This is a genomic window from Lactobacillus gasseri ATCC 33323 = JCM 1131, assembly GCF_000014425.1.
Classification (GTDB): domain Bacteria; phylum Bacillota; class Bacilli; order Lactobacillales; family Lactobacillaceae; genus Lactobacillus; species Lactobacillus gasseri.
Map to the genome: position 1 here is coordinate 1,364,827 of NC_008530.1, position 20,701 is coordinate 1,385,527.

The following is a 20,701-nucleotide window of genomic DNA, read 5'->3' on the forward strand; positions in this document are numbered from 1 at the left end:
TATTATTTAGCATTATCTTCAGAACTGGCATCCAGATATAAAATCTGTGCCAGTTCTTTTGTTTCTAAGTTCAACTTCGCTAAAACATACGGTTTTTCACTGTCTCCCAGATTTTCATACATTGTAATACCATCTTTTGATAATTTATCTAAAAAAGTTGGAATTACAAAATTTAAAGGTTGACTAAAGAAAGCTAAATTACTATTAGGAGTATCAATTTCCGCAATTTCTGAAGTAGGCAGTTCAAATTTATTTAATCCAGCAACAGGCATTTGTTTATCATCAGCTAAAACACCATACCAAAACATAAAGTTCTCCGGTCCAAATACCACCAAACTGGCACGCTCATTCTCATAGCCATTATCTTCAATAAACTTTTGAAAAATTGGATCATTTTCCATTTCTTGAATAGCTGCTGTATAAGTTTTATTTTCATCAATTTGGTTTGGCATAAAAACCTTACCAATAAAATTATGTGCCGAGTATTTTTCTTTCTTCATTTTCTCTCCCCTTAAAAAAACTACGATCTAAATCAGGGCGTAATTGGTTATATCTTTCATACCAAATTTGCGCGAATTTTTTGGCAAATGGACCCTTCTTTTGATCAATCCAATCTAACAATTCAAAACTAGCACTACGCAAAATACTATCAATCTCTTCGCTGTAATGCCAGCGTTTTTTGTTCATTGCATACTCGTCCGCATCTAGTAATCTAGTCTCCCCATCAGGAAACACCTTAATATCTAAATCATAGTCAATATATTTCAGCGCTTCTCGATCTAATATAAAAGGACTGGCTAAATTAGCATAATATGCGACTCCATCAGGTCTGAGCATTGCAATCACATTAAACCAAAGTTTACGATGAAAATAAACAATTGCTGGTTCACGGCTAATCCATTTTCTACCGTCTTCTTCTGTAATCAAAGTTCGATCATTAACGCCGATAATAATATTCTGCTCTGTTTTAACCACCATAGTGTCACGCCAATTTCGATGTAACGTGCCATTATGCTTATAACTTTGTATTGCGATATAATCGCCTTCACGAGGCATTTCCATAATGTGCGCCTCCTCACTAAACATTATACCAGCAAATTAATATTCATCTATTTCTTCTAAATCTACTATTTCACCATTTAAGAAACTATCAATTTCACCACTTGAAAAGCCGTGTTGAAACAAGTATCTTTTAACTTTCTGCTTTCTTTTAAAATCTTCGTCTTTGCGGTAGCGACGCCAAGCCTTGCTTCCTTGCTTTTTTAAAGCTTCTATTTGTTCATCTTCATCCTTCTCTAAATCTAATTTTTCAAGAACTAGTTCACTTAGCTCTTGATCAAATCCATGAGCTCTCAGTTTAGTCCACGCCTTTTGCTTAATCTCCTTATATGAAAGTTTACCCGCTTGATGAATAAGCGAATGTACTACGCGAAGCCCTGCATCGACCCATTCTTCATCTTCAATCTCATAAAGTGCTTCTTGAATAATATCAGCTGCAAGACCTTTTTGCTTTAATTTTCTATCAACAGTTCTTGGTCCATCTTTTCCAACTCGAAGATTATTTTTAATAAACAAACGAGCGAAATTATTATCATTTAAATAATTCAACTCAATCAAATTCTGAACGGCAGCTTGACTAGCATCCTGACTAATTTCGTGTTTATTTAAATACTCTAAAACTTCATACACACTACGTGGTTGATAGCTTAAATAAGACATCGCTAGCTGAATAGCATGACTATCTGCTTCAGCCTTTTTAATTTCTTCAATGTCTTCATTGCTTAACTCGGTTCCCTTTAGAAGTCTCCTCTCAGCTAGAGTTCTTTCACTTACGCTAAAAGCATACTCATTGTCTATAAAAATGTTATAGCGTCCCTTACGCTTCTGCGTACTTATCTTAGTTATAATTGGCATTATCGCACCTTCTTCATTTTTTGGTTTCTTTTCTATATTATAATAAATTAAATACTTGTATCACTTGAACATAACGCTTATGCTTATTGTGACACTTTTTTCATGAATCAATCGAAATGAGGGCCTTATTTTGACAAAATTTACTAAAAATAAATCAGAAAAAGATATTATCATCACTATTAAACGGCTAGGTATTAATGGTGAAGGGATCGGGTACTATAAAAAGAAAATTATTTTTATTCCTGGTGCTCTTCCAGGTGAGGTTGTTGTTGCAAAGATCATTGATAGGCACCCACATTATTTAGAGGGTGAGTTAGTTCGAATTAAGGAAAAGTCCCCAGATAGAGTGGCTTTTCCGAAGGGAGTCGATCCTGCAGTTGGCGGCTTAGAGCTTGCCCATCTTTCTTATCCAAAACAACTTGAGTTTAAGCAACATCTAATTCTAGAATCTCTCAGAAAATATCATCCAAGAGACTACATTAAATACAAAGTTAAAAAAACTATTCCGGCACCAAATGACTGGCACTATCGCAATAAAGCTCAATACCAAATTGAATTTAATAAAGGAAAGAGTAAACTCGGCCTGTATGCTCCTAACTCACGTCGTTTAATTGATCTTCCTGAGATGCCAACCCAAACAAAAGAAACGCAAAAAACAGAGCGTGAAATTAAAAAGCTAATTGATAAACTTCATATTCGGATTGCTGACTTTAGACGTCATAATGATGGTATTAAAACCATTGTAGTTCGTCAAAGCCAAGCTACTGGGGAAATCCAAGTAACTTTAATTACAATTGGCAAAAAAATTAGAGACCTTAAGTTATTAGCTAGCCAAATTATGAAACTTCCCAATGTAGTTTCTGTCTTTCAAAACGAAACTCAATGGCAAAACCCTCAAGTTTGGGGCAACAAAACAATTAAATTACTTGGAAAATCACATATTATCGAAGAAATGTTAGGTAAGAAATTTAAACTCTCACCCCGTGCATTTTTCCAGTTAAATCCAGAACAAACTAGCACACTCTATTCAGAAGCACTTAAATACTTAGATTTAACTCCAGATCAAACTTTAATTGATGCTTATGCTGGTGTTGGTACTCTAGGAATCCTAGCTAGTGATCAAGTTCGACAAGTCATTGGAATTGAATCTATTCCTGAAGCTGTAATTGATGCCCAAGAGAACTGTCACTTGAATCATGTGAGAAATGCAGAATATATTCAAGGAAATGTTGAAAAATTACTTCCTGAATTGAAAAATCAAGGTGTCCCAATTGATGCTTTAATCGTCGATCCTCCACGAACAGGATTAAGCAAAAAGTTAATTAAGACTCTCCTTGAAGTAAAACCTGAAACCTTCGTTTACGTTTCTTGTAACCCAGCTACACTTGCAAAAGATTTAGTTCTTTTAAGTGAAGCTTATGACGTTCGCGTTATTCAACCAGTTGATATGATGCCTCAAACTCCGCGCTGGGAAGGCGTTACAAAATTAGTTTTAAGGAAAAATAAATATGTAAAATAATATTAATCTAATTTTTAGCAGTCCGACTGACTGCTTTTTTTGCTTATAAAAAAGGTTGTAGACTGCCTGGTCTACAACCTTTTTTCAAGTGGATGAGGTAAATACTATCTAGCGCCATAACATCAGTATCTGGGTTCAATATTATGACTTGATCAACATCACTTGTTTGCATCTGTATTGAATAACGACTATTTGATCTTACTAAGAGAATCTTGTCTTTAAAACACTACAATCTGGAGATAAAAACTTTTTACAATATTATTCTACCTCTCCACATATCTTATTATAGCAACTATGTAAGCGAATACAAGCTATTTAACTCTATATTGACGAATATCGTCACAAATTCCAGCAAAATAGTATCTGCCTTTTTTTTCATCGCTAGTAAGTTCAACATTATTTTGAGGATCTACTAAACTTGCTGAAAAGATTTTCTCATATTCAGGAACACTTAACTTTCTTCTTTTATCTAATAGTGCCTCGTCAGCCGCCTTATCAAGCTCATTCTCATATCCTTCAACCACATTTGCTGAATAAAATTCGGCCATAGCCCCTGAGCCATAAGAAAATAATCCAATTAAATCGCCAGCCTTTAAGCCACCATTCTCAAGTAAACTAAGTAAACTTAAGTATAAGGATCCAGTATAAATATTACCGACATTGGCATTTAATTCTTTAGACGCAGTAAAACTATCCATTAAACGAGCATTTGTTTCTTCATCTACTCCCTCAATAGCTAAACGATTAGCCTTCAACCCCATCTTAGTAAAAGGCAAATGATATGCAATAGCAGCAAAGTCTTTTGTCTCAAGTCCTTTTTGTCTCTTATAATCAGAAAAAGTATGTTTAAAAAAGTCCAAATAAACTTGAGTTGAATATTTTCCATCAACTTTAGCAGTTTTTGAATAGTTGGGGCGCCAAAAATCATTAATATCTTCACTATAGGCGCTATGACCTTCATTAAGCTCTAGAATTCTTGGATTGCTAGAAACTAATAAACTAACACTTCCTGCTCCTTGAGTAACTTCACCAGCCGTATTGATCCCATAGCGAGCAATATCACTACCGATAACAATTGCAGTTTGATCAGGATGAAGTCGTACAAAGTCTTGAGCAATCATTAATCCTGCTGTTAACCCAAAGCAAGCTTCTTTAACTTCAAAAGCCCTAACAGCTGGATCAAGTTTTAAAGCTGATTTTACAAATAAAGAACCTGATTTAGATTGGTCAACACTGCTTTCAGTACCAAAAATTAAAAGACCTACCTTTGATTGGTCAATTTTATCTATATACCGTAGTGTTGCATTAATTCCCATTGAAACTGCATCTTGAGTTGGATCAGCCACGCTCATCTTTTTTTGACCAATTCCAATTAAAAATTTATTTGGATCTTGGTTTCGTGCATGAGCCAAATCTACCATGTCTACATACTTATTTGGAGTAAAATATCCGATTTGATCAATTCCAACCTTCATTTAATTCTTTTCCTTTCTTATTTCATTTAAAAATCTTACGGCGGCTTCTTGAGTGTATTGTCTACTTTCTTGTAGCTTTTCTAAAACTTTTGCTTTTTCACCTTCATTAGCCCTCAAAGTAGCTACTAAGTTTCTTGCCTGTAATTTCATATGCCCAGCCTGAATTCCCTTAGTAGAAATTGCTAACAATGCTGAAAAATTATTGGCTAAACCAGTTGCAGCAATAATCTCAGCCAGCTGCTTAGCAGACACCTTACCTAGTAAACTAAAACTCTGCTGAATATCTTTACGAGCCTTAATGGAGCCACCCACTACGCCAATTGCTAAAGGAATCGTTACTGTTCCAATTAGTCTATTATTTTTGATTTTCCACTTACTAAGTGAAGTATAGCTACCACCTTTATTTGCCCATACAGCAGTTGCTGCTTCTACTCCTCGGTAATCATTACCTGTTGCTACTAAGACACTATCAACACCATTCATTATTCCTTTATTGTTCGTTACAGCTCGATAAATATCCATTTGACCAATTTCACTAAGTAAAGCTATTTTTTTAGCTACTTTTGGTCCGCCAACGCTATTGACCTCCAAACTTACTTTAGCTGTAGTTAATTGGGTCGGATAATTAGACAAAATCGCATACATAGTTTGTTCAACATTTGTCTGTTTCTCTAACCTATTTCCTAAAAATTCTAAAATGGCATTCGTTTTATTTGCTCCCATTGCTTCTGCGGGATCAACTAATACCTTAAGAAAAACTAAATTATCTTTTCTAGAAGCTTCAATTTTTCGGACACCGCCACCATGCTTAACCAAGCTAGCAAATTTTCGGTTAGCTAGGTCAATTAACTTCGGAAATTCTTTAGTAAATTCAACCAAATCAAAATTCTGAGCCACTTCTAAAACGATTTGTCCGTAGATACCATTTCTAATGCTAACTGCTTCTACTCCACCATTTTGATTAAAAATTTTACTTGCATGATTAGCTGCTGCAACAACTGATGGCTCTTCCACTGCCATTGGTACACAGTAACTTTTTTCATTAACAATTAACTTCGGTAAAATTCCCAAAGGAAGGCGAATTTGACCAATTACATTTTCACTAAGTGTATTCAATCTTGTTAAAGTATCAGAATCTATGTTGCTTAATTCGATCCCTTTTTCCTCAAGAAAGTTTCTTCTCTCTTCCGGCAACCACTGATAAAATTTCTTTTTAGATAATTCTTCTGGTTTCATATGCAATTCCTTGACCGCCACCAATACATAAAGAAACAATTGCTCTTCGACCATTGATCTTACGCAAACTATTTACTGCACTTATTACTAAACGCGTACCTGTCGCACCTAACGGATGGCCTAAACTGATTGCCCCGCCAGCAATATTTAGTTTTTCTTTTGGAATGTCCAAATCACGAGCTACTGCATAAGCTTGCGCCGCAAATGCTTCATTAATTTCGACTAAATCATAATCATCAATTGTACTGTTGGTTTCTTTTAGCAATTTTTCAATTGCAAAATATGGTGCATACCCCATATAAGCAGGATCACAGCCAATTTCCGCATAAGCACCTAAATAAGCTAATGGCGTTAAGTCCAAATCATCTAACTTTTGTTGGTTGGCAAGAAGTACCATGCTTGCTCCGTCAGTTAATGGGGATGAGTTTCCGGCTGTAACACGGCCATTTTCTTTAAATACAGGTTTGAGTTGTCCCAAAGCATCTAAACTAGTATCTGGTCGAATTGTCTCATCATGGTCAAGAACTTTCTCGTTTAACTTAACAGGGGTATACTCCTCTTCAAACCAATTATTCTCTTGAGCAGCATAAGCCTTAGCATGAGAATCACGAGCAAATTCGTCCATATCTTGACGAGTAACTTGGTATTTATCAGCAACGTTTTCAGCAGTAATTCCCATTGGTTTTTCAGAATAGGCATCCCCAATTCCATCTATCATTAAACTATCTCGATATACTGGATTTTCATCATGCTTATTACTCTTATTAAGTAAAAGAGGAGCATTTGTCATACTTTCAGCTCCACCAACGACAGCAATTTCAGAATCACCAAGTAACATTTGCCCTTGTGCCAACCGTAAAGCTTTTAAACTAGACCCACAAACATCATCAACACTTGTAGCAACAACAGATTCAGGTAATCCTGATTTTAAAGCAATTTGACGTGCAACATTTTGGCCTAAACCAGCACTTAAAACATTTCCAATTAAGATATTATCGATTTTATCTTGCGCTACAATATTCTTTTTCAATAAGCCTTTCAGTGCTAAGACACCCAAATCGACAGCATTTTCATCCTTATAAAATCCGCGATATTTGCCAAAAGGAATTCGATTCATTCCCACAATATAAACATCTTGTAACACGCTTCCACCTCTTAGTAAAAATTATTACAATACCTATGATAGCTCACAAATCTAAGCAGAAACAAAAAGCGCTATATTTTTAATTAATTCTAAAAAAAGACTGCTAATCAATCTTAGCAATCTTCTACAAATATCTATTTAAAAAATCTTTGACTTTTTTCTGATACTGAGCAGGCCTGGTTGCAAATGATTTTGCATGTTTAGCACCTGGTACAACCCATAGTTCTTTTTTACCTTTAGCTGCTTGGTAATTCTTATATACCATTTGGGTTGGAACAAAGGTATCTTTTTCTCCATGAATAAAGAATATTGGTCGCCTATTTTTTGCAACTTGTTTGATACTACTACCATCCCCTAAAAAGTATCCAGCTCTCAGTCTAGTAATTCCGCTTAACACTTCGACTAATGGAAAACGTGGAAAGGCTGGTAAATGGTACAAGTCCACCGCTTCATGTTCAACCTCGTCTTTAACATTAGTATAACCACAATCTTCAATATAGGCTTTGACTTGTTTGGGCATTGCCAGTCCACTTGCCATCATGGTTGTTGCTCCTCCCATACTGACACCGAAGATGACGATTTTACTGTCAGAGCCATTTTTTTGAATAACTTCTTTAGCCCATTTTTTAATGTCTACTTTTTCACGCCAGCCATATCCAATATAGTTTCCTTCACTTTGTCCATGCCCACGAGCATCAGGTAACAAAGTATTATAGCCCAGCTTATGAAACATGGCTGCATAAGATCCCATTGTGTCTTTATTATTCATAAAGCCATGTAAAATAATTACCGTCTTTTTAGAATTTGCTACCGGAATATAATTTGCATCTAGCTTTAAATTATCATCAGCTGATTTCATTACCCATTTTTGTTTATGAGCATTTTGATACCATTTTTTCTCCTTGTAAAGCGGATCAGTCTTTACTAACTTTGTATCATTATTAATAAACGACTTATGACCTGGAACAACAGCAACCTGATAAAAATATAGACCTGCAATTATAAAAATACTACAAACTGCTAAAATAGAGATAATAATAATTTTTATTTTCTTACTTTTTATCTTCATTGGGAGACCTCTGTTTCAAAAATATAATCTATATTATCTCTAGTAAATATAGAAATCAAGAGTTGGTGAAATATTATGTATCTAGATGATCTTTTAACTATAATTTCTGATCTTCATCCAAGCTTGGAGTTTTTTTATCAAACCAGTAAATCTGGTCCCTCATACCCTATCAGTAAAATTCAAGTCGAAGGCGATCAATGTTTATTATTTACCGGAAAAAAGGCCAAAACAATTGCCCAAATCATGCAACTGCTCGGTAAATTGAAGTCTGCTCATATTCCCGTATATGTTTATTTAAATAATTCAAATAAAAAAGCCAAAGTTTTTGGTGTGCAAATTAATTTAGAAAAGGGACAAGCATATACACTATAAGGCTATGAAAAAAGAATGAGGCCACCATGACCTCATTCTTTTAATTTTTATCCAGATATTTATTTAAGACCTGCAATACACCATTATCGTTATTGCTAGGAGCAAGATATCTGGCATGTTCTTTCGCAATTTCCATGCCATTTTCCATCGCATAACTATACTTAGCAAAATCAAGCATTGCAATATCATTACCACTATCACCAAAAGCAATCAAATCTTCACTGGTCAAATTAAAACGAGCAAGCAGATTTTTTAATCCAGTAGCCTTATTAATTCCATATTTAACTGCATCTATGGCTACTGGATTAGAAGCAAACGTAGTGACAAGATTTCCATATTGCTCATTAAAATCTCGCTCAATAGTTTTTGCAATTTTACTATCATAGTGAAAAGTTAACTCAATAAAAACGTCATCGGGTAAATCCTGCCAGTCACTGATTTCAGTACTTTTTTTAGCAAAATATTGCAAAAACTCTTTATCCTTTGCAGGCGCTTCAGTTCCAATATAGGCTTTTTTTCTACCGTAAGCCATTGTTGCCATACTGCCATATTTATCATGGACAAAATTAATTAAATCGATAGCTTGTTGTTTACTTAATCCTTCAACAGCAACTTCTTTTCCTTCGACAATTAATCTAGAACCATTAGCAGTTACAAAATCCATTCGATCAATAAATTCTGGAAAATCATTTTTTAGACGAGCAAATGGTCTTCCACTAGCTACAATAAACCTAATATCATGTTTTTCGAGTTTAGTTAAAACTTGATCAAATAATTGATGATCATAACTTCTCTGATCATTCAAAAAAGTTCCATCCATATCAACAGCAACAGCTTTAAAAGGAATTTTCATTTTTTCTCCTTACTAACGACGGCTCAGGGCACTATTCAATTTCTTACGATAGACAAAATAAATAATTAAAATTATTGGCACAATCACTAATAAGACAGGATAAAAGTAATCTGGAGCTAAATTTTGAGCGGTCACGCCTCCGATCATTGGACCAGTTGCCATTCCAATATCAAGTCCAAGATAAAATGTCGAACTAGCTAAGCCTTGTTCTTCAATTGGGGCTAACATCAAAGCCGTTGATTGATTAACCGAATAAATAACTCCATAACCAATTGAAAGCATGATAGCAGCTAAGCCCATTAACCAGTTATTAACCATAAAACTAGCAATAATTAAAAATAAAATCATTGCTATTAGGCTTAGCCAAAACCAAAATCCAAAGCGAATTAAATCGAAATATTTTTTCAAACCAATTCTAATCAAGAGTAAAGCAATTGCATAAATAACAAAAAAATAACCTACCGCAATTGAAAAATGTTGTCTTTCAACATAAACGACAATATCAGCTTGAGTAATAAAATATGGAATTGCAAAGAAAGTAGTTAACAAAGCAATAGGAATAGCATCTTTTTGAATAATCTTAATTTTTCTTTTCTTACTACTATTAACCTTAGGCTTAGCATGGTTTCCAACAAATTGGATAGAAATAATCATTAAGATTGCAGCAACTACAGCAAGCCAAAGGGCAGACTTATAACCAATAACTTTATATAGATTAATCGCTAAAGCAGGCGCAAGAGCCATCGCTAAAGCATTCATCAAACCATAAAAGCCCATTGCTTCCCCAACATGACTACGCGGAACTAGAAATGCTAGCCAAGTTGTCATACAAACAGTTGCTAAAACAAAGCCAGTACCGTTAATTAATCTAAAAATTAGCAACCAATTACCTGAAGGTGAGAAGCAATAACCTGCAACCCCAATCAAAATTAATACTCCGCCAATAAACGATAAGCTATACTTTGAAAAGCGATCAGTTAAGTTACCAGCTACTGGACGTAAAAACATTGACACTACACTCATAATTCCGGTTATAATGCCAGCAAATACTGCACTGGCACCTAAACTGATTGCATAGCCATTAATTAGCGGCGTTACAAACATTACTGAAAACATAAAAAAGAAAGACGCTGCCATAACTAAAATAACGTCTTTAGTATAAATCGATTGCTTCTTTTCCAATCGCTTAACCCCTCTCTAACATACCTCTTAACTTTATCACATTTTTCATCCAATCAAAAAAGCCAGTTGAAATTACTCAACTGGCTCAATTATCTTTTTTAGTTAATTAATATCCCATGTAACGGTCTCTTTCCCAATCAGAAACTGATTGATTATATTTAGACCATTCAAGATTCTTAGAATCAATAAAACTTTGAGTTAAATGTTCACCTAAAGCTTTTTGAATTAGTGGATCAGCTTTAAATGCCTTAACAGCATTATGCAAAGTAGATGGAAGTGGCTTAATACCACGTTCAGCTCTTTCTTCTTCAGACATTTCAAAGACGTTAGAAGTAATAGGTGCCATTGGTTTCTTTGCTTCCTTAATACCATTTAAACCAGCACTTAAGCATGCTGCTAGCAAAAGATATGGGTTAGCTGTTGGGTCAGCTGAACGCATTTCAAGACGAGTATTAATTTCTTCAGCATCCGGAATTCTAACAAGTGGCGAACGGTTCTTTGAAGCCCATGAAATATAAACAGGTGCTTCAAAGCCAGGAATAAGACGCTTATATGAGTTAACAGTTGGATTACCAATTGCTGTAATTGCGCGAGCATGTTCCAAAATACCGTTTAAGAAGTAAAGAGCAGTATCTGATAAGTGGAATTCACCATCTTTATCATAGAAGACATTCTTACCGTCCTTAAACAAAGACATGTTAGTGTGCATTCCGTTTCCTGCTTGACCTTCTACTGGCTTAGCCATAAATGTGGCATATAAACCATGCTTTCTTGCTACTTCACGTACAACCATCTTGAAAGTTTGAACACGGTCAGCAGTAGTCAAGGCATCATCAAATCTGAAGTCAATTTCTTGTTGACCGTCTCCTACTTCATGGTGAGCTGCTTCAACTTCAAAACCAATGCTCTCTAATGTTTCAACAATATCACGACGGCATCTTGCACCCTCATCATCAGAAGTCATATCAAAGTATGAAGCATGATCAGGAACTTCAGTAGTCCAATTACCATCTTCACCTAACTTAAATAAATGGAATTCTGCTTCAAAACCAATATCAAAATCAGTAAAGCCCATGTCATTCATTTCTTTAAGGATACGCTTCAAGTTATTTCTTGGATCGCCTTCAAATGGTTCACCATTAGTCTTATGAACAGAACATACTAAACGACCAATCTTTCCTCCCTTTTCATCTCCCCAAGGCAAAACTGCCCAAGTTGAAAAGTCAGGGTATAAAACCATGTCACTTTCTTCTAGACGAACAAAGCCATCAATTGAAGAGCCATCAAAACGGATATCGTTAGTTAAAACTTTATCTAATTGACTAGTTGGAACTTCAACAGCCTTAGAAGTTCCATTAATATCAGTAAAAGCTAATCTTAAGAAACGAACATCGTTATCTTTAACACTCTTTTTAATATCTTCTGCAGTAATAGTTTTACTCATTGTACACACCTATTCTAAAGGATTACACCTGTTCCAAGCGATTGGTATAGTCCTTAAAAATCTATTAACTACTTGTGCTAATGCACACTGAAAACAATAACAAACTAGATTGGTCTCGTCAATCAGTATTAATATTTTTTTAGATATATTTTAAACTGTTTGTTATGAATATACCAGTAATATCCTATCATAACCATAACTTTTTTATTTATTTAAAAAACTTTTTATTTCATTTAAAGCTCTCTCTGACACCTCTTTATCTTGTAAAGGATCTAACCAGACAACAGATAATTGATGCTTAAAATATGTCAGCTGACGTTTAGCATACTTTCGTGATGCTTGTTTTAGTTTATTTACACATTCATCAAGCGTTTTTTCACCCGAGAAATATGGAAAAAACTCTTTATAGCCGATCGCTTGAATTGCTTGATGCTCACGAGCACGGTTGTCATAAACAAATTTTGCTTCTTTAAGTAAGCCAGCATTCATCATTTTATCGACACGTTTATTGATTCGCTGATAGACTTCTTCTCGATTACTATTTAAACCAATAATCAAGGCATCGTATCTAGGAGAAATTTGGGCTTGCTGCTGACTAAATAACTTACCTGTTCGACTAATTACAGTTAATGCTCTAAGAGTTCGACGACTATTTTGTGGAGCTATTTTTTTAGCAGCAACAGGATCCTTTTCATCAAGAAGTTGCCATAATTTTTCTGCACCATTGTCTTTTAAATATTTTTCCCACTTAGAATCCACACTTGTTTGATAATCACCAGGCTCACCTAATTGAAGCTTGTTTACCAAGGCATTAATATAAAAACCAGTTCCGCCAACGACTAGTGGAATAGATCCCTTAGCTGCAATTTGATTAACAGCTTTTTTACCTTCAGCAACAAAATCTTTAACAGAATATTCATCAAAAATAGAGCGCTGATTAACCAAATAATGTTTTACTTGTCTAAGTTCTTCAGCCGTCGGCTTAGCAGTACCGATACTTACTTCTTGATAAATCTGCATTGAATCTCCAGAAATGATTTCTGCATTAATTTTCGGAGCAAGTTTCAATGCTAATTCAGTTTTTCCAATTCCAGTAGGTCCAATCAGGACAATAATTTTTTGCATAAACAATTCCTCTTATTTCTTGGTATCCATTCTAACAAAAAACGACTATTTCTTCAGACTTAATATAGCAAAAGGCTTTATCGAAATAAGAATTATTGCTAAAATTTGAGTTGATAAAATATTTTTTTAGGGAGGCATTAACCATGGCAAAGAAATTTGGTGCTGGTGTCGTAACTGGCGTTTTAGCAACTGTTGGCGCACTTGCTGCAGGACTTGCTACTTATAAGAAAAAGATAGTAGAACCTGAACAAAAAGAAGCTGATAGAATCGAACAAAACAGAATTAAAGCCAACAGAAAGAGTTACTCAGCTCATCAAGGTTAAATAAAAAAGAGAGATTAATCCCTATAACAGAGGTTGATCTCTCTTTTAGTATTTAGAAGACTTAGTTTGGCCATCCCATTTTTCAAAGCCATCTTTTAACCAATATACTTTTTTATAGCCTTTTTTCTGCAAAAAGCGTGCTGCTCTGACAGTTAGAGCACTTGAATCAGAATAAAGATATACTGGTAAATCTGGGCGAATTTCTTGATATTGATATTTAAACATCGTATAAGGAATGTTACGTGCTCCTAGAATATGTTCTTTCTTAAAGGGGCCTTTTTCACGTACATCAATGATTTGTGCTTTTCTCTTACCTTTTTCAAACTCTTCATTAGTTAATGCACCACCGACACGCTTGGATTGAATCCATGTCCAAAGCCAACTTAAAGCGAAAGCCAAAATGATGATGATTAAGACAATATTGATGATCCCAAAAATATTCATTAATTACTTACTCCTAATATAAGAATTTCTATAGTACTATAATAATCTATTACTATCTTTTGTGCTAGTTTCCTTTTCTTCTTCAATTTCATGCTCATGACTTAAAATCAACTTAGCATTCATGTATTCTTTTTTAGAAACTACGCCAGCATGATACAAATTATCTAATTCTATTCCCATTAATTCAATATCCCATTTACGTTTACCAACATAAACAATGATATTAAACTTTTTTAGAAGTTTTTGAACATCGTGTAAATTTTTCATTATTAATTATTAATCACTATTCCCTGATGTAAGCAAAATACGACATAAATAATTGTAATAACTGCTGCAATAACTCTTAATTTATGATGATATTGTCTTAAATGTGCACTACCAAAAATTATTCCCAATAGAAAACCAGATATTAAACCACCTAAATGACCTAAAATATCAATATGACTTGCAAATAAATCAAGTGCCAAATTGATAATAGCTAAGGCTAAAGCCTGCTTTCCTAAATAATTAATTGCAGGAATTGCACGGTTAGCTAAATAAAGCGCGATAACTACTCCAAAAAGTCCAAATAACGCCGTTGAAGCACCAGCACTAACTACAGAATCACTGCCATACGCATAACTTAATAAATTGCCACCAATTCCTGACAGCAAATAGACACTTAAAAATCGCCAGTGCCCTAACAAAGGCTCCATAAATTGCCCAACGTAATAAATCATCACAGCATTAGAAGCGATATGTAGCCACCCAATGTGTAAAAATTGAGCAGTAAACAGCCTCCACCATTGATGTTCAACAGTAACAAGCTGATTATTCATTGCACCTAAGCGAAGCAAAGTATTAATATTAGTCGATCCACCCATTATTGTTTCAAGGATAAACACAATAAAGAGCACTACTAAAATAGTATTTGTAATAAATGTGCTAGAAAATCGACCAAATTTTAATTTTTGCATCTCGTCTCCTCTTTCTTATTTAACTAAAATTAACTTCTCAATCGGAATATCATGTTCTTCAACCCGCCATGTAGTTTGCTTAAAGAATTGGGCCGAATTGGCTAAGCTAAGCGTTTGAGTTGGATACTTTTCTAAAAAGCGATCGTAATAGCCACCACCAAAACCAAGACGACTATTTCTATCTAAACCGTAAGCTAGACCGGGAACAATTATTAAATCTAAGTTATTATTCACAATAGCTTCTGAATCATGATTTTCTAAAACACCAAACTTAGTTTTAACTAATATCGTATTTTTATCATAAAGTGTAAATTCCATCTTCCTCTTTGGCAAGCAGCGTGGGATATATACTCTTTTCCCCATCTTCCATAAAGAAGCAATAATAGGCGCTGTATTGACTTCTATCGGCATTGAAACAGAAATACCGATAGACTCTGCTTTAGTTAAAAGCGAGCTTCTAAGTAACTTTTCCTTTAAGATTTTATCTTCTGATAATTTTTGCTTACTATTCGCAAATTCAGTTAATTTCTTTATTTGTAATTTTCGTAATTCTTTTTTACTAATTAAATGCATTAAATAATATCTCTGGATACAAAAAAACAACAGGAATTGCCTGTTGCTTTGATTACTTAGTTTCGCGGTGAAGTGTTACCTTTCTTTCAACTGGGCAATACTTCTTTAAAGCTAAACGTTCCGGATGCTTACGCTTATTCTTTTCAGATAAGTAACTTCTATCGCCACATTCGGTGCATTCAAGGATAATATGTTCTGCCATCTTTTCCACCACCTACTTATTTAGTTAACTGTTAAACTATACCATGTTTTGCATACTTTTACCAGTACTTTTCTATTTATTAAGCTTGAAGTAGTCTTGAACCATTGCTTTAGCAACTTCAAGAGTGTACTTACCTTCCTTATCAGGATCAAGTCCTGGGAAAACAACTGCAACTGCAAGTTTAGGATCTTTTGATGGTGCATAACCAACAAAAGTAGCGTTAATAACTTCTGGAGCTTTAGGATTTCCCGGGTTATCTTCATCATAATAGAAAGTCTGAGCAGTACCAGTCTTACCGGAAATTGAAGGCTTAACATCCTTCAATGAGTGAGCTGTTCCCCATGAGTTAGTACCATGAACAACACGATAAAATCCTTGATGAATAACATCAAGTTGATCTTGCGTCCAAGGAATACGCATTTGAACCTGTGGCTTATTGTTATAGAGAATAGAAACTTTGTTTCCTTGAGCGTTAGTTTCACCAACCGATTGAACTAAATATGGACGCATACGATATCCACCATTAGCAATAGTTGAAACATATTGAACTAACTGAATTGGAGTATAAGCATCATAGTTTCCATAAGCTAAGTCAAGCACAGAACCACTAAGTAGTTGCCCCGCCGAATTATATGAGCGACCTTGAATACCAGATACTTCACCTGGAAGATCAACTCCTGTCTTCTGTCCTAAACCAAACATTGCAAAGTTACGTCTTAACTTTGTAAATGCATCTGAAGGCATAGAGATAAAGCTATGTGGTGTATATTTTGCATTAACCCATCTTAGAGCAAGCTGCATCATATAGATGTTACTTGATACTTCAAGCGCCGTTGGAGCATCTAAGCTACTAAACGTACCAACTGGATAAACAGATTTTTTAATTGGTGACCCTGGTAAGTAAATTGGCGTATCAGGCATCACACTGTTAGTCGGCGAAATAATACCATTCATTAATCCACCTGCAACAGTAGCACCCTTGATTGCAGATCCCATAACAAATGATTTATTAATTACACCTAACGCATCATCTGTATTCTTACCAGTTTTCGCATTATGATCAATACCTGCAATTGCTAAAAGCGCACCAGTTTTAGGGTTCATTGCCACAGCATATGCACCGTTAGAGTACTGAGTAGCGCCAGCAGCTTGAGCAGAAGCATATACTTTTTTCAGAGTCTTTTCAACTTCTTGCTGGTACTTGGCATTCATTGTCAAAATTAGGCTTGCGCCGCTTTGGCCCTTATATACAGTCTTAGTTTGTTCAACCCCATCTTTAGCCTTAGTTACTACTTGTGACTTAGATTTTGTACCCTTCAAAAGTGGTTCATACTTTTCTTCAAGGTAACTAGTACCAACTCGGTCGTTACGTGAATAACCTTGAGTTAAATAGTATTGTAAGTTATCGCTTGGTAGACCTGCTTTTTCTGAAGAAACTGAACCAATAATACTCTTAATCGATTTTCCGTTTGGATAGCTTCTTGACCAGTCTGTTCCAATACCTACACCAGGTAATTCAGACAAGTGTTCTCCAACCAACGCCATTTCACGATCAGTTAAGCCCTTGTTTTTAATATAAATAGTTGAAAGTGTATATGCACCAGAAATCTTATTAAAAATTAAAGCGGCTGTTTTTTGACGCTTAGTAAAATGAATATTCTGTTTTTCTACACGCTTTAAGACATTATTATATATTTGACTTGAACTTAGTGCGTCTCCGTTACTGTCATAGCGTTCAGATTTGGGTAATTTTGCTGTTTCCTTTTCTGAAATTTTACTATTAGCTAAGTAATAATCATATAGCTGTCTTTTTGTAGGTTTTTCATCATCAAGTGTTATATATTGACTTAAACGATTAGAAACTTTATATATTTGACTAGACGTAATGCTAGAATTTTTGGTATAAGTAATTGCGTTATTGGCTTTATTACCTACCAAAATCTTACCGCTACTGTCATACATCACACCACGTGGTACGTTATTAGATACAATTTTTTGGTCGGTTTGTTGTACTTCTGCTTGAAAACGACCACCATAAAAGAGTTGCAAGTAAGCTAATTGACCAATTAATAATAAAAATAAAACTAAAATGACGCCCAAAATAATTTTCATTCTTAGGGGCGTCGAAGTGGAATTTCTATTCGAACCTTTACTTTGTTTTAAATAATTCAAAATTCTAACCTCACTAAACTAGAATTGATTTTAGCAAAAAACGGATCTAAATTCTATTTTTCTATCAATGAAAATCGCAATAATTATATATTCTTAAGAAGTAGGGACACTATCAATGTTTATCACCAAAATTAAAATACATTTTAAAAATAAATATCTATATTGGCTTTCTTTTTTACTACCTGCTTGTATTTTCGCAAGCTACTTTATATATCGCAATCATGAGATTCTTACCGTTGATTTAGGTCAGCAATATATTGATTTTTTAGCTTTTTATAAAAACAACTTATTTTCTAATCCGCTAAATTTTATTTTTACGTTTAGTAGCGGATTAGGCAATTCTTTTATTGGAACCTGGGCTTATTACTTAACTAGTCCCTTTAACTTTTTATTATTAATTTTTCCCAAGTCGCAGTTACCTGAAGCAATACTTTTAATTATTAGTTTAAAAATTGGAAGTATCGGATTAAGCGGTTTTTATTATTTTCAAAAGTTTTTTAACGGCGATAATAAGATCTTTGCTCTTGCAGCTAGCCTAGCTTTCTCATTAAGCGGATTTGTTGTTAGTTATAACTTAAACTTAATGTGGCTTGACAGCCTAATTTTGCTACCTCTATTACTTGACGCGATTGATAAATTAGAAGACAAACGCCGACACTACTTCTATCTTACCATGATCACTTTTCTATTATGGCTTACCAATTTTTATACCGGCTTCATGGTGCTTTTTTTCGGCTTACTTTACTTTATTAATACGCTACTCAATTCTTCTTTTTCTAAAAAACAAATTATCCTTCAATATGTTACTAAAAGTTTTTTTGGTACTAGTTTAGCTGCACTCATATTACTACCATCATTCTTTGAAATATTAAATGGAAAAATTCATTCAGATACTACCTTATCAATGGGATTTCAATTTCCTCCATATCAAACATTTTACAAATTAACTATTGGCGCCTTTAATTTTACTGAAATGGAAAAAGGATTACCCAATATCTTTTTAACTAGTATCTTTACTCTTCTGTGTATTCTCTACTTCATTAATCAACATTTTTCTATTAAAGAAAAGCTATTATCTGCGCTATTACTAACATTCTTATTTTTTTCCTTTAGTTTTAACCCTCTTATCTTACTTTGGCATTTAGGACAATACCCAGTTTGGTATCCAGCTCGCTTTAGCTTTATCTTTTCTTTTTATGCAATTTATCTCGGAGTTCAAGTTCTTGCCCATACACAGGAATTTAGTCCTAGCAGCAAAATAATTTCTTTACTTTTGGTAATTAGCTTAAGCTCTTTTCTTTTCTTAAATCTTCATCAAAAAGAATTTTTAAATCAAACAAATATTATTTTAACTATTCTCTTTTTATTATGTAGTTTGTTAATTCTTTTATTTTTCAACTATAAATGGATTCCGGTAATCTTCTTTGGCATTGTTGGTCTTGAAGTAAGTATCAATTTGATAGCTAGTCTTGATAATATTTCTTATCAAAAAAACTTTGACTATACTAATTTCACTAAAAACATCTCTGAAAGTACGGCATATTTACATAAATATGACTCTGGCTTATATCGAACAGAAAAGACTTTTACACGTTCAGATGACGATCCTTTAAGCAATGACTATTATGGCATTAGTAATTTCAACTCTATTTCTGACCGTTCAACTATTAATTTAATTGACTATTTAGGTCTTGAAAACAATGACAACTCTTTTACTAATAATTTTGCTACTCCCTTATCTGATAGTATTTTAGGCATTAAATATAATATCGTTCCGATCAAGAATCGAAGAAAACTCCCCGCAGAACAACAAATAGTTTTTACTAGTGCGTTTTATCGACCTGATTTGATTAGGAATAAAGTTGTCAAAAGTTTTAAACAGGTACAAATTAGGAAAAATTCTTCAGCTTTACCACTTATTTTTATCTCCCCATCACATAAAAAAATAAACTTTTATACCAGCATGCCATCTGCTAATCAAAATACTCTTTTTAATAGCATTGTTGGTAAAAAAATTAATCTTTTTAATAGCTTATATTTAACCAATCCTAATAAGATAGAAAATATTAAATCCACTAAAAACGTTAATGAATATCAAAAAATTAACAAAAGCAGAATTGCAACACTTTCTTTTAAAATATCTTCTTTTCAAAAGGGACCTTATTATTTAGAACTCCCTTCAAATCTAGATGCAGAATCTGTTTCTATTACTGTTAATGGTCATCATCTTAATAATCAAGATTTGGGAATTTCAAACAAATTATTAAATATTGGTTATTACTCACCAAATACTCCAATTAAAGTCACTTTCAAGTTAAATAATGAAAAAACTAATTTGAGCGGAATTCGAGTACTACAATTTAGAGAGCATGAATTTAACCAAATTATTCGTCAATTCAACGAAAAACAGCCTATAACTCAACAAACTAGTCCTATTTCTTTAAAGCTTAATTACACTGCTAGAAGAGATAAAATTCTTAATTCTACTATTCCTTATTCAAAAAACTGGCTAATTTTAGATAACGGCAAACTTCTTAAAACGGAAAAATTTGCTCATACTTTTTTGAGTGCCAGACTAAGCAAAGGAAAACATCATTTAACTTTGATTTATATTCCCTTTGCCTTCCTAATTGGACTTATAATTTCAATCGTTTCACTTATAATTATATTTATTCTCAAGCCAAAAAAGACTTAACGT

General features: G+C 33.9%; 21 protein-coding genes. 4 read left to right on the top strand and 17 right to left on the bottom strand.

Going from position 1 to position 20,701, the window contains the following annotated elements; translation table 11 throughout:
• Window positions 1-2: 2 nt before the first annotated feature.
• From LGAS_RS06720 to recX, 3 genes are read right to left on the bottom strand one after another with little or no spacing between them, the layout of a single operon-like run.
• Window positions 3-500 carry a hypothetical protein gene (locus LGAS_RS06720; RefSeq protein ID WP_003646954.1) on the bottom strand — a complete coding sequence of 166 codons (498 nt, stop codon included), beginning with the start codon at window positions 498-500 and terminating at the stop codon, window positions 3-5.
• A complete protein-coding gene (locus tag LGAS_RS06725) occupies window positions 472-1,062 on the bottom strand; it encodes a DUF402 domain-containing protein (protein WP_003646953.1) in 591 nt (196 codons plus the stop codon). The genes LGAS_RS06720 and LGAS_RS06725 overlap by 29 nt, the downstream gene beginning before the upstream one ends.
• A gap of 36 nt (window positions 1,063-1,098) precedes the next feature.
• A complete protein-coding gene (recX, locus tag LGAS_RS06730; RefSeq protein ID WP_003646952.1) occupies window positions 1,099-1,914 on the bottom strand; it encodes a recombination regulator RecX in 816 nt (271 codons plus the stop codon).
• A 130-nt stretch (window positions 1,915-2,044) separates the two neighbouring features.
• Here recX and rlmD point away from each other — a divergent pair, with 130 nt between their 5' ends.
• Window positions 2,045-3,433, top strand: a complete 1,389-nt coding sequence (rlmD, locus tag LGAS_RS06735; protein ID WP_003646951.1) for a 23S rRNA (uracil(1939)-C(5))-methyltransferase RlmD — start codon at window positions 2,045-2,047, stop codon at window positions 3,431-3,433.
• Between the two features lie 311 nt (window positions 3,434-3,744).
• Here the strand turns inward: rlmD and LGAS_RS06740 are convergent, their stop codons facing one another.
• The 4 genes from LGAS_RS06740 to LGAS_RS06755 all read right to left on the bottom strand — a co-directional run bounded on the left by LGAS_RS06740 (window position 3,745) and on the right by LGAS_RS06755 (window position 8,357).
• The gene (locus LGAS_RS06740; protein ID WP_003646950.1) at window positions 3,745-4,908 is read right to left on the bottom strand and encodes a hydroxymethylglutaryl-CoA synthase; all 1,164 of its coding nucleotides are present in this window, start codon (window positions 4,906-4,908) and stop codon (window positions 3,745-3,747) included.
• Window positions 4,909-6,144, bottom strand: a complete 1,236-nt coding sequence (locus LGAS_RS06745; RefSeq protein WP_025012217.1) for a hydroxymethylglutaryl-CoA reductase, degradative — start codon at window positions 6,142-6,144, stop codon at window positions 4,909-4,911.
• Complete coding sequence (locus LGAS_RS06750) at window positions 6,122-7,288, bottom strand: thiolase family protein (RefSeq protein ID WP_003646948.1); 1,167 nt, start codon at window positions 7,286-7,288, stop codon at window positions 6,122-6,124. Before LGAS_RS06750 ends, LGAS_RS06745 begins: the two co-directional genes overlap by 23 nt.
• 124 nt (window positions 7,289-7,412) lie before the next feature.
• Entirely contained in the window at window positions 7,413-8,357 is a 945-nt protein-coding gene (locus LGAS_RS06755) for an alpha/beta hydrolase (protein WP_003646947.1), read from the bottom strand.
• Between the two features lie 75 nt (window positions 8,358-8,432).
• On the opposite strand from LGAS_RS06755, the gene LGAS_RS06760 reads away from it, so the two are divergent.
• Entirely contained in the window at window positions 8,433-8,729 is a 297-nt protein-coding gene (locus tag LGAS_RS06760; RefSeq protein ID WP_003646946.1) for a hypothetical protein, read from the top strand.
• A 40-nt stretch (window positions 8,730-8,769) separates the two neighbouring features.
• Here the strand turns inward: LGAS_RS06760 and LGAS_RS06765 are convergent, their stop codons facing one another.
• The 4 genes from LGAS_RS06765 to miaA all read right to left on the bottom strand — a co-directional run bounded on the left by LGAS_RS06765 (window position 8,770) and on the right by miaA (window position 13,333).
• Window positions 8,770-9,582, bottom strand: a complete 813-nt coding sequence (locus tag LGAS_RS06765) for a Cof-type HAD-IIB family hydrolase (protein ID WP_003646945.1) — start codon at window positions 9,580-9,582, stop codon at window positions 8,770-8,772.
• Between the two features lie 12 nt (window positions 9,583-9,594).
• Window positions 9,595-10,764, bottom strand: a complete 1,170-nt coding sequence (locus LGAS_RS06770; protein ID WP_003656709.1) for an MFS transporter — start codon at window positions 10,762-10,764, stop codon at window positions 9,595-9,597.
• 106 nt (window positions 10,765-10,870) lie between these two features.
• Window positions 10,871-12,208 carry a type I glutamate--ammonia ligase gene (gene glnA / locus LGAS_RS06775; protein WP_003646944.1) on the bottom strand — a complete coding sequence of 446 codons (1,338 nt, stop codon included), beginning with the start codon at window positions 12,206-12,208 and terminating at the stop codon, window positions 10,871-10,873.
• Between the two features lie 204 nt (window positions 12,209-12,412).
• Entirely contained in the window at window positions 12,413-13,333 is a 921-nt protein-coding gene (miaA, locus tag LGAS_RS06780) for a tRNA (adenosine(37)-N6)-dimethylallyltransferase MiaA (RefSeq protein ID WP_025012218.1), read from the bottom strand.
• A gap of 143 nt (window positions 13,334-13,476) precedes the next feature.
• Here miaA and LGAS_RS06785 point away from each other — a divergent pair, with 143 nt between their 5' ends.
• Window positions 13,477-13,656: a DUF3042 family protein gene (locus tag LGAS_RS06785; protein ID WP_003652247.1), complete on the top strand. Its 180-nt coding sequence runs from the start codon at window positions 13,477-13,479 to the stop codon at window positions 13,654-13,656.
• A 45-nt stretch (window positions 13,657-13,701) separates the two neighbouring features.
• Here the strand turns inward: LGAS_RS06785 and LGAS_RS06790 are convergent, their stop codons facing one another.
• The 6 genes from LGAS_RS06790 to LGAS_RS06815 form a co-directional block, all read right to left on the bottom strand.
• The gene (locus LGAS_RS06790; RefSeq protein WP_003646941.1) at window positions 13,702-14,100 is read right to left on the bottom strand and encodes a rhodanese-like domain-containing protein; all 399 of its coding nucleotides are present in this window, start codon (window positions 14,098-14,100) and stop codon (window positions 13,702-13,704) included.
• Between the two features lie 36 nt (window positions 14,101-14,136).
• A complete protein-coding gene (locus LGAS_RS06795) occupies window positions 14,137-14,367 on the bottom strand; it encodes a YqgQ family protein (protein WP_003646940.1) in 231 nt (76 codons plus the stop codon).
• A 2-nt stretch (window positions 14,368-14,369) separates the two neighbouring features.
• A complete protein-coding gene (locus tag LGAS_RS06800) occupies window positions 14,370-15,056 on the bottom strand; it encodes a rhomboid family intramembrane serine protease (protein WP_003646939.1) in 687 nt (228 codons plus the stop codon).
• A gap of 15 nt (window positions 15,057-15,071) precedes the next feature.
• Window positions 15,072-15,629 carry a 5-formyltetrahydrofolate cyclo-ligase gene (locus LGAS_RS06805; protein ID WP_003646938.1) on the bottom strand — a complete coding sequence of 186 codons (558 nt, stop codon included), beginning with the start codon at window positions 15,627-15,629 and terminating at the stop codon, window positions 15,072-15,074.
• A 52-nt stretch (window positions 15,630-15,681) separates the two neighbouring features.
• Window positions 15,682-15,831, bottom strand: coding sequence for a 50S ribosomal protein L33 (rpmG, locus tag LGAS_RS06810; protein ID WP_003646937.1), 150 nt, complete (start codon window positions 15,829-15,831; stop codon window positions 15,682-15,684).
• A gap of 72 nt (window positions 15,832-15,903) precedes the next feature.
• Window positions 15,904-18,003, bottom strand: coding sequence for a peptidoglycan D,D-transpeptidase FtsI family protein (locus tag LGAS_RS06815; protein ID WP_003646936.1), 2,100 nt, complete (start codon window positions 18,001-18,003; stop codon window positions 15,904-15,906).
• A 115-nt stretch (window positions 18,004-18,118) separates the two neighbouring features.
• On the opposite strand from LGAS_RS06815, the gene LGAS_RS06820 reads away from it, so the two are divergent.
• Window positions 18,119-20,698 (top strand): YfhO family protein, encoded by a 2,580-nt coding sequence (locus LGAS_RS06820; protein ID WP_003656716.1) that lies wholly within the window; start codon window positions 18,119-18,121, stop codon window positions 20,696-20,698.
• Window positions 20,699-20,701: the final 3 nt, after the last annotated feature.

Coding starts and splice junctions, on each gene's coding strand:
- LGAS_RS06720 (WP_003646954.1), bottom strand. CDS start 500: ATGAAGAAAGAAAAATACTCGGCACATAATTTTATTGGTAAGGTTTTT.
- LGAS_RS06725 (WP_003646953.1), bottom strand. CDS start 1,062: ATGGAAATGCCTCGTGAAGGCGATTATATCGCAATACAAAGTTATAAG.
- recX (WP_003646952.1), bottom strand. CDS start 1,914: ATGCCAATTATAACTAAGATAAGTACGCAGAAGCGTAAGGGACGCTAT.
- LGAS_RS06740 (WP_003646950.1), bottom strand. CDS start 4,908: ATGAAGGTTGGAATTGATCAAATCGGATATTTTACTCCAAATAAGTAT.
- LGAS_RS06745 (WP_025012217.1), bottom strand. CDS start 6,144: ATGAAACCAGAAGAATTATCTAAAAAGAAATTTTATCAGTGGTTGCCG.
- LGAS_RS06755 (WP_003646947.1), bottom strand. CDS start 8,357: ATGAAGATAAAAAGTAAGAAAATAAAAATTATTATTATCTCTATTTTA.
- LGAS_RS06760 (WP_003646946.1), top strand. CDS start 8,433: ATGTATCTAGATGATCTTTTAACTATAATTTCTGATCTTCATCCAAGC.
- LGAS_RS06765 (WP_003646945.1), bottom strand. CDS start 9,582: ATGAAAATTCCTTTTAAAGCTGTTGCTGTTGATATGGATGGAACTTTT.
- glnA (WP_003646944.1), bottom strand. CDS start 12,208: ATGAGTAAAACTATTACTGCAGAAGATATTAAAAAGAGTGTTAAAGAT.
- miaA (WP_025012218.1), bottom strand. CDS start 13,333: ATGCAAAAAATTATTGTCCTGATTGGACCTACTGGAATTGGAAAAACT.
- LGAS_RS06785 (WP_003652247.1), top strand. CDS start 13,477: ATGGCAAAGAAATTTGGTGCTGGTGTCGTAACTGGCGTTTTAGCAACT.
- LGAS_RS06790 (WP_003646941.1), bottom strand. CDS start 14,100: ATGAATATTTTTGGGATCATCAATATTGTCTTAATCATCATCATTTTG.
- LGAS_RS06795 (WP_003646940.1), bottom strand. CDS start 14,367: ATGAAAAATTTACACGATGTTCAAAAACTTCTAAAAAAGTTTAATATC.
- LGAS_RS06800 (WP_003646939.1), bottom strand. CDS start 15,056: ATGCAAAAATTAAAATTTGGTCGATTTTCTAGCACATTTATTACAAAT.
- LGAS_RS06805 (WP_003646938.1), bottom strand. CDS start 15,629: ATGCATTTAATTAGTAAAAAAGAATTACGAAAATTACAAATAAAGAAA.
- rpmG (WP_003646937.1), bottom strand. CDS start 15,831: ATGGCAGAACATATTATCCTTGAATGCACCGAATGTGGCGATAGAAGT.
- LGAS_RS06820 (WP_003656716.1), top strand. CDS start 18,119: ATGTTTATCACCAAAATTAAAATACATTTTAAAAATAAATATCTATAT.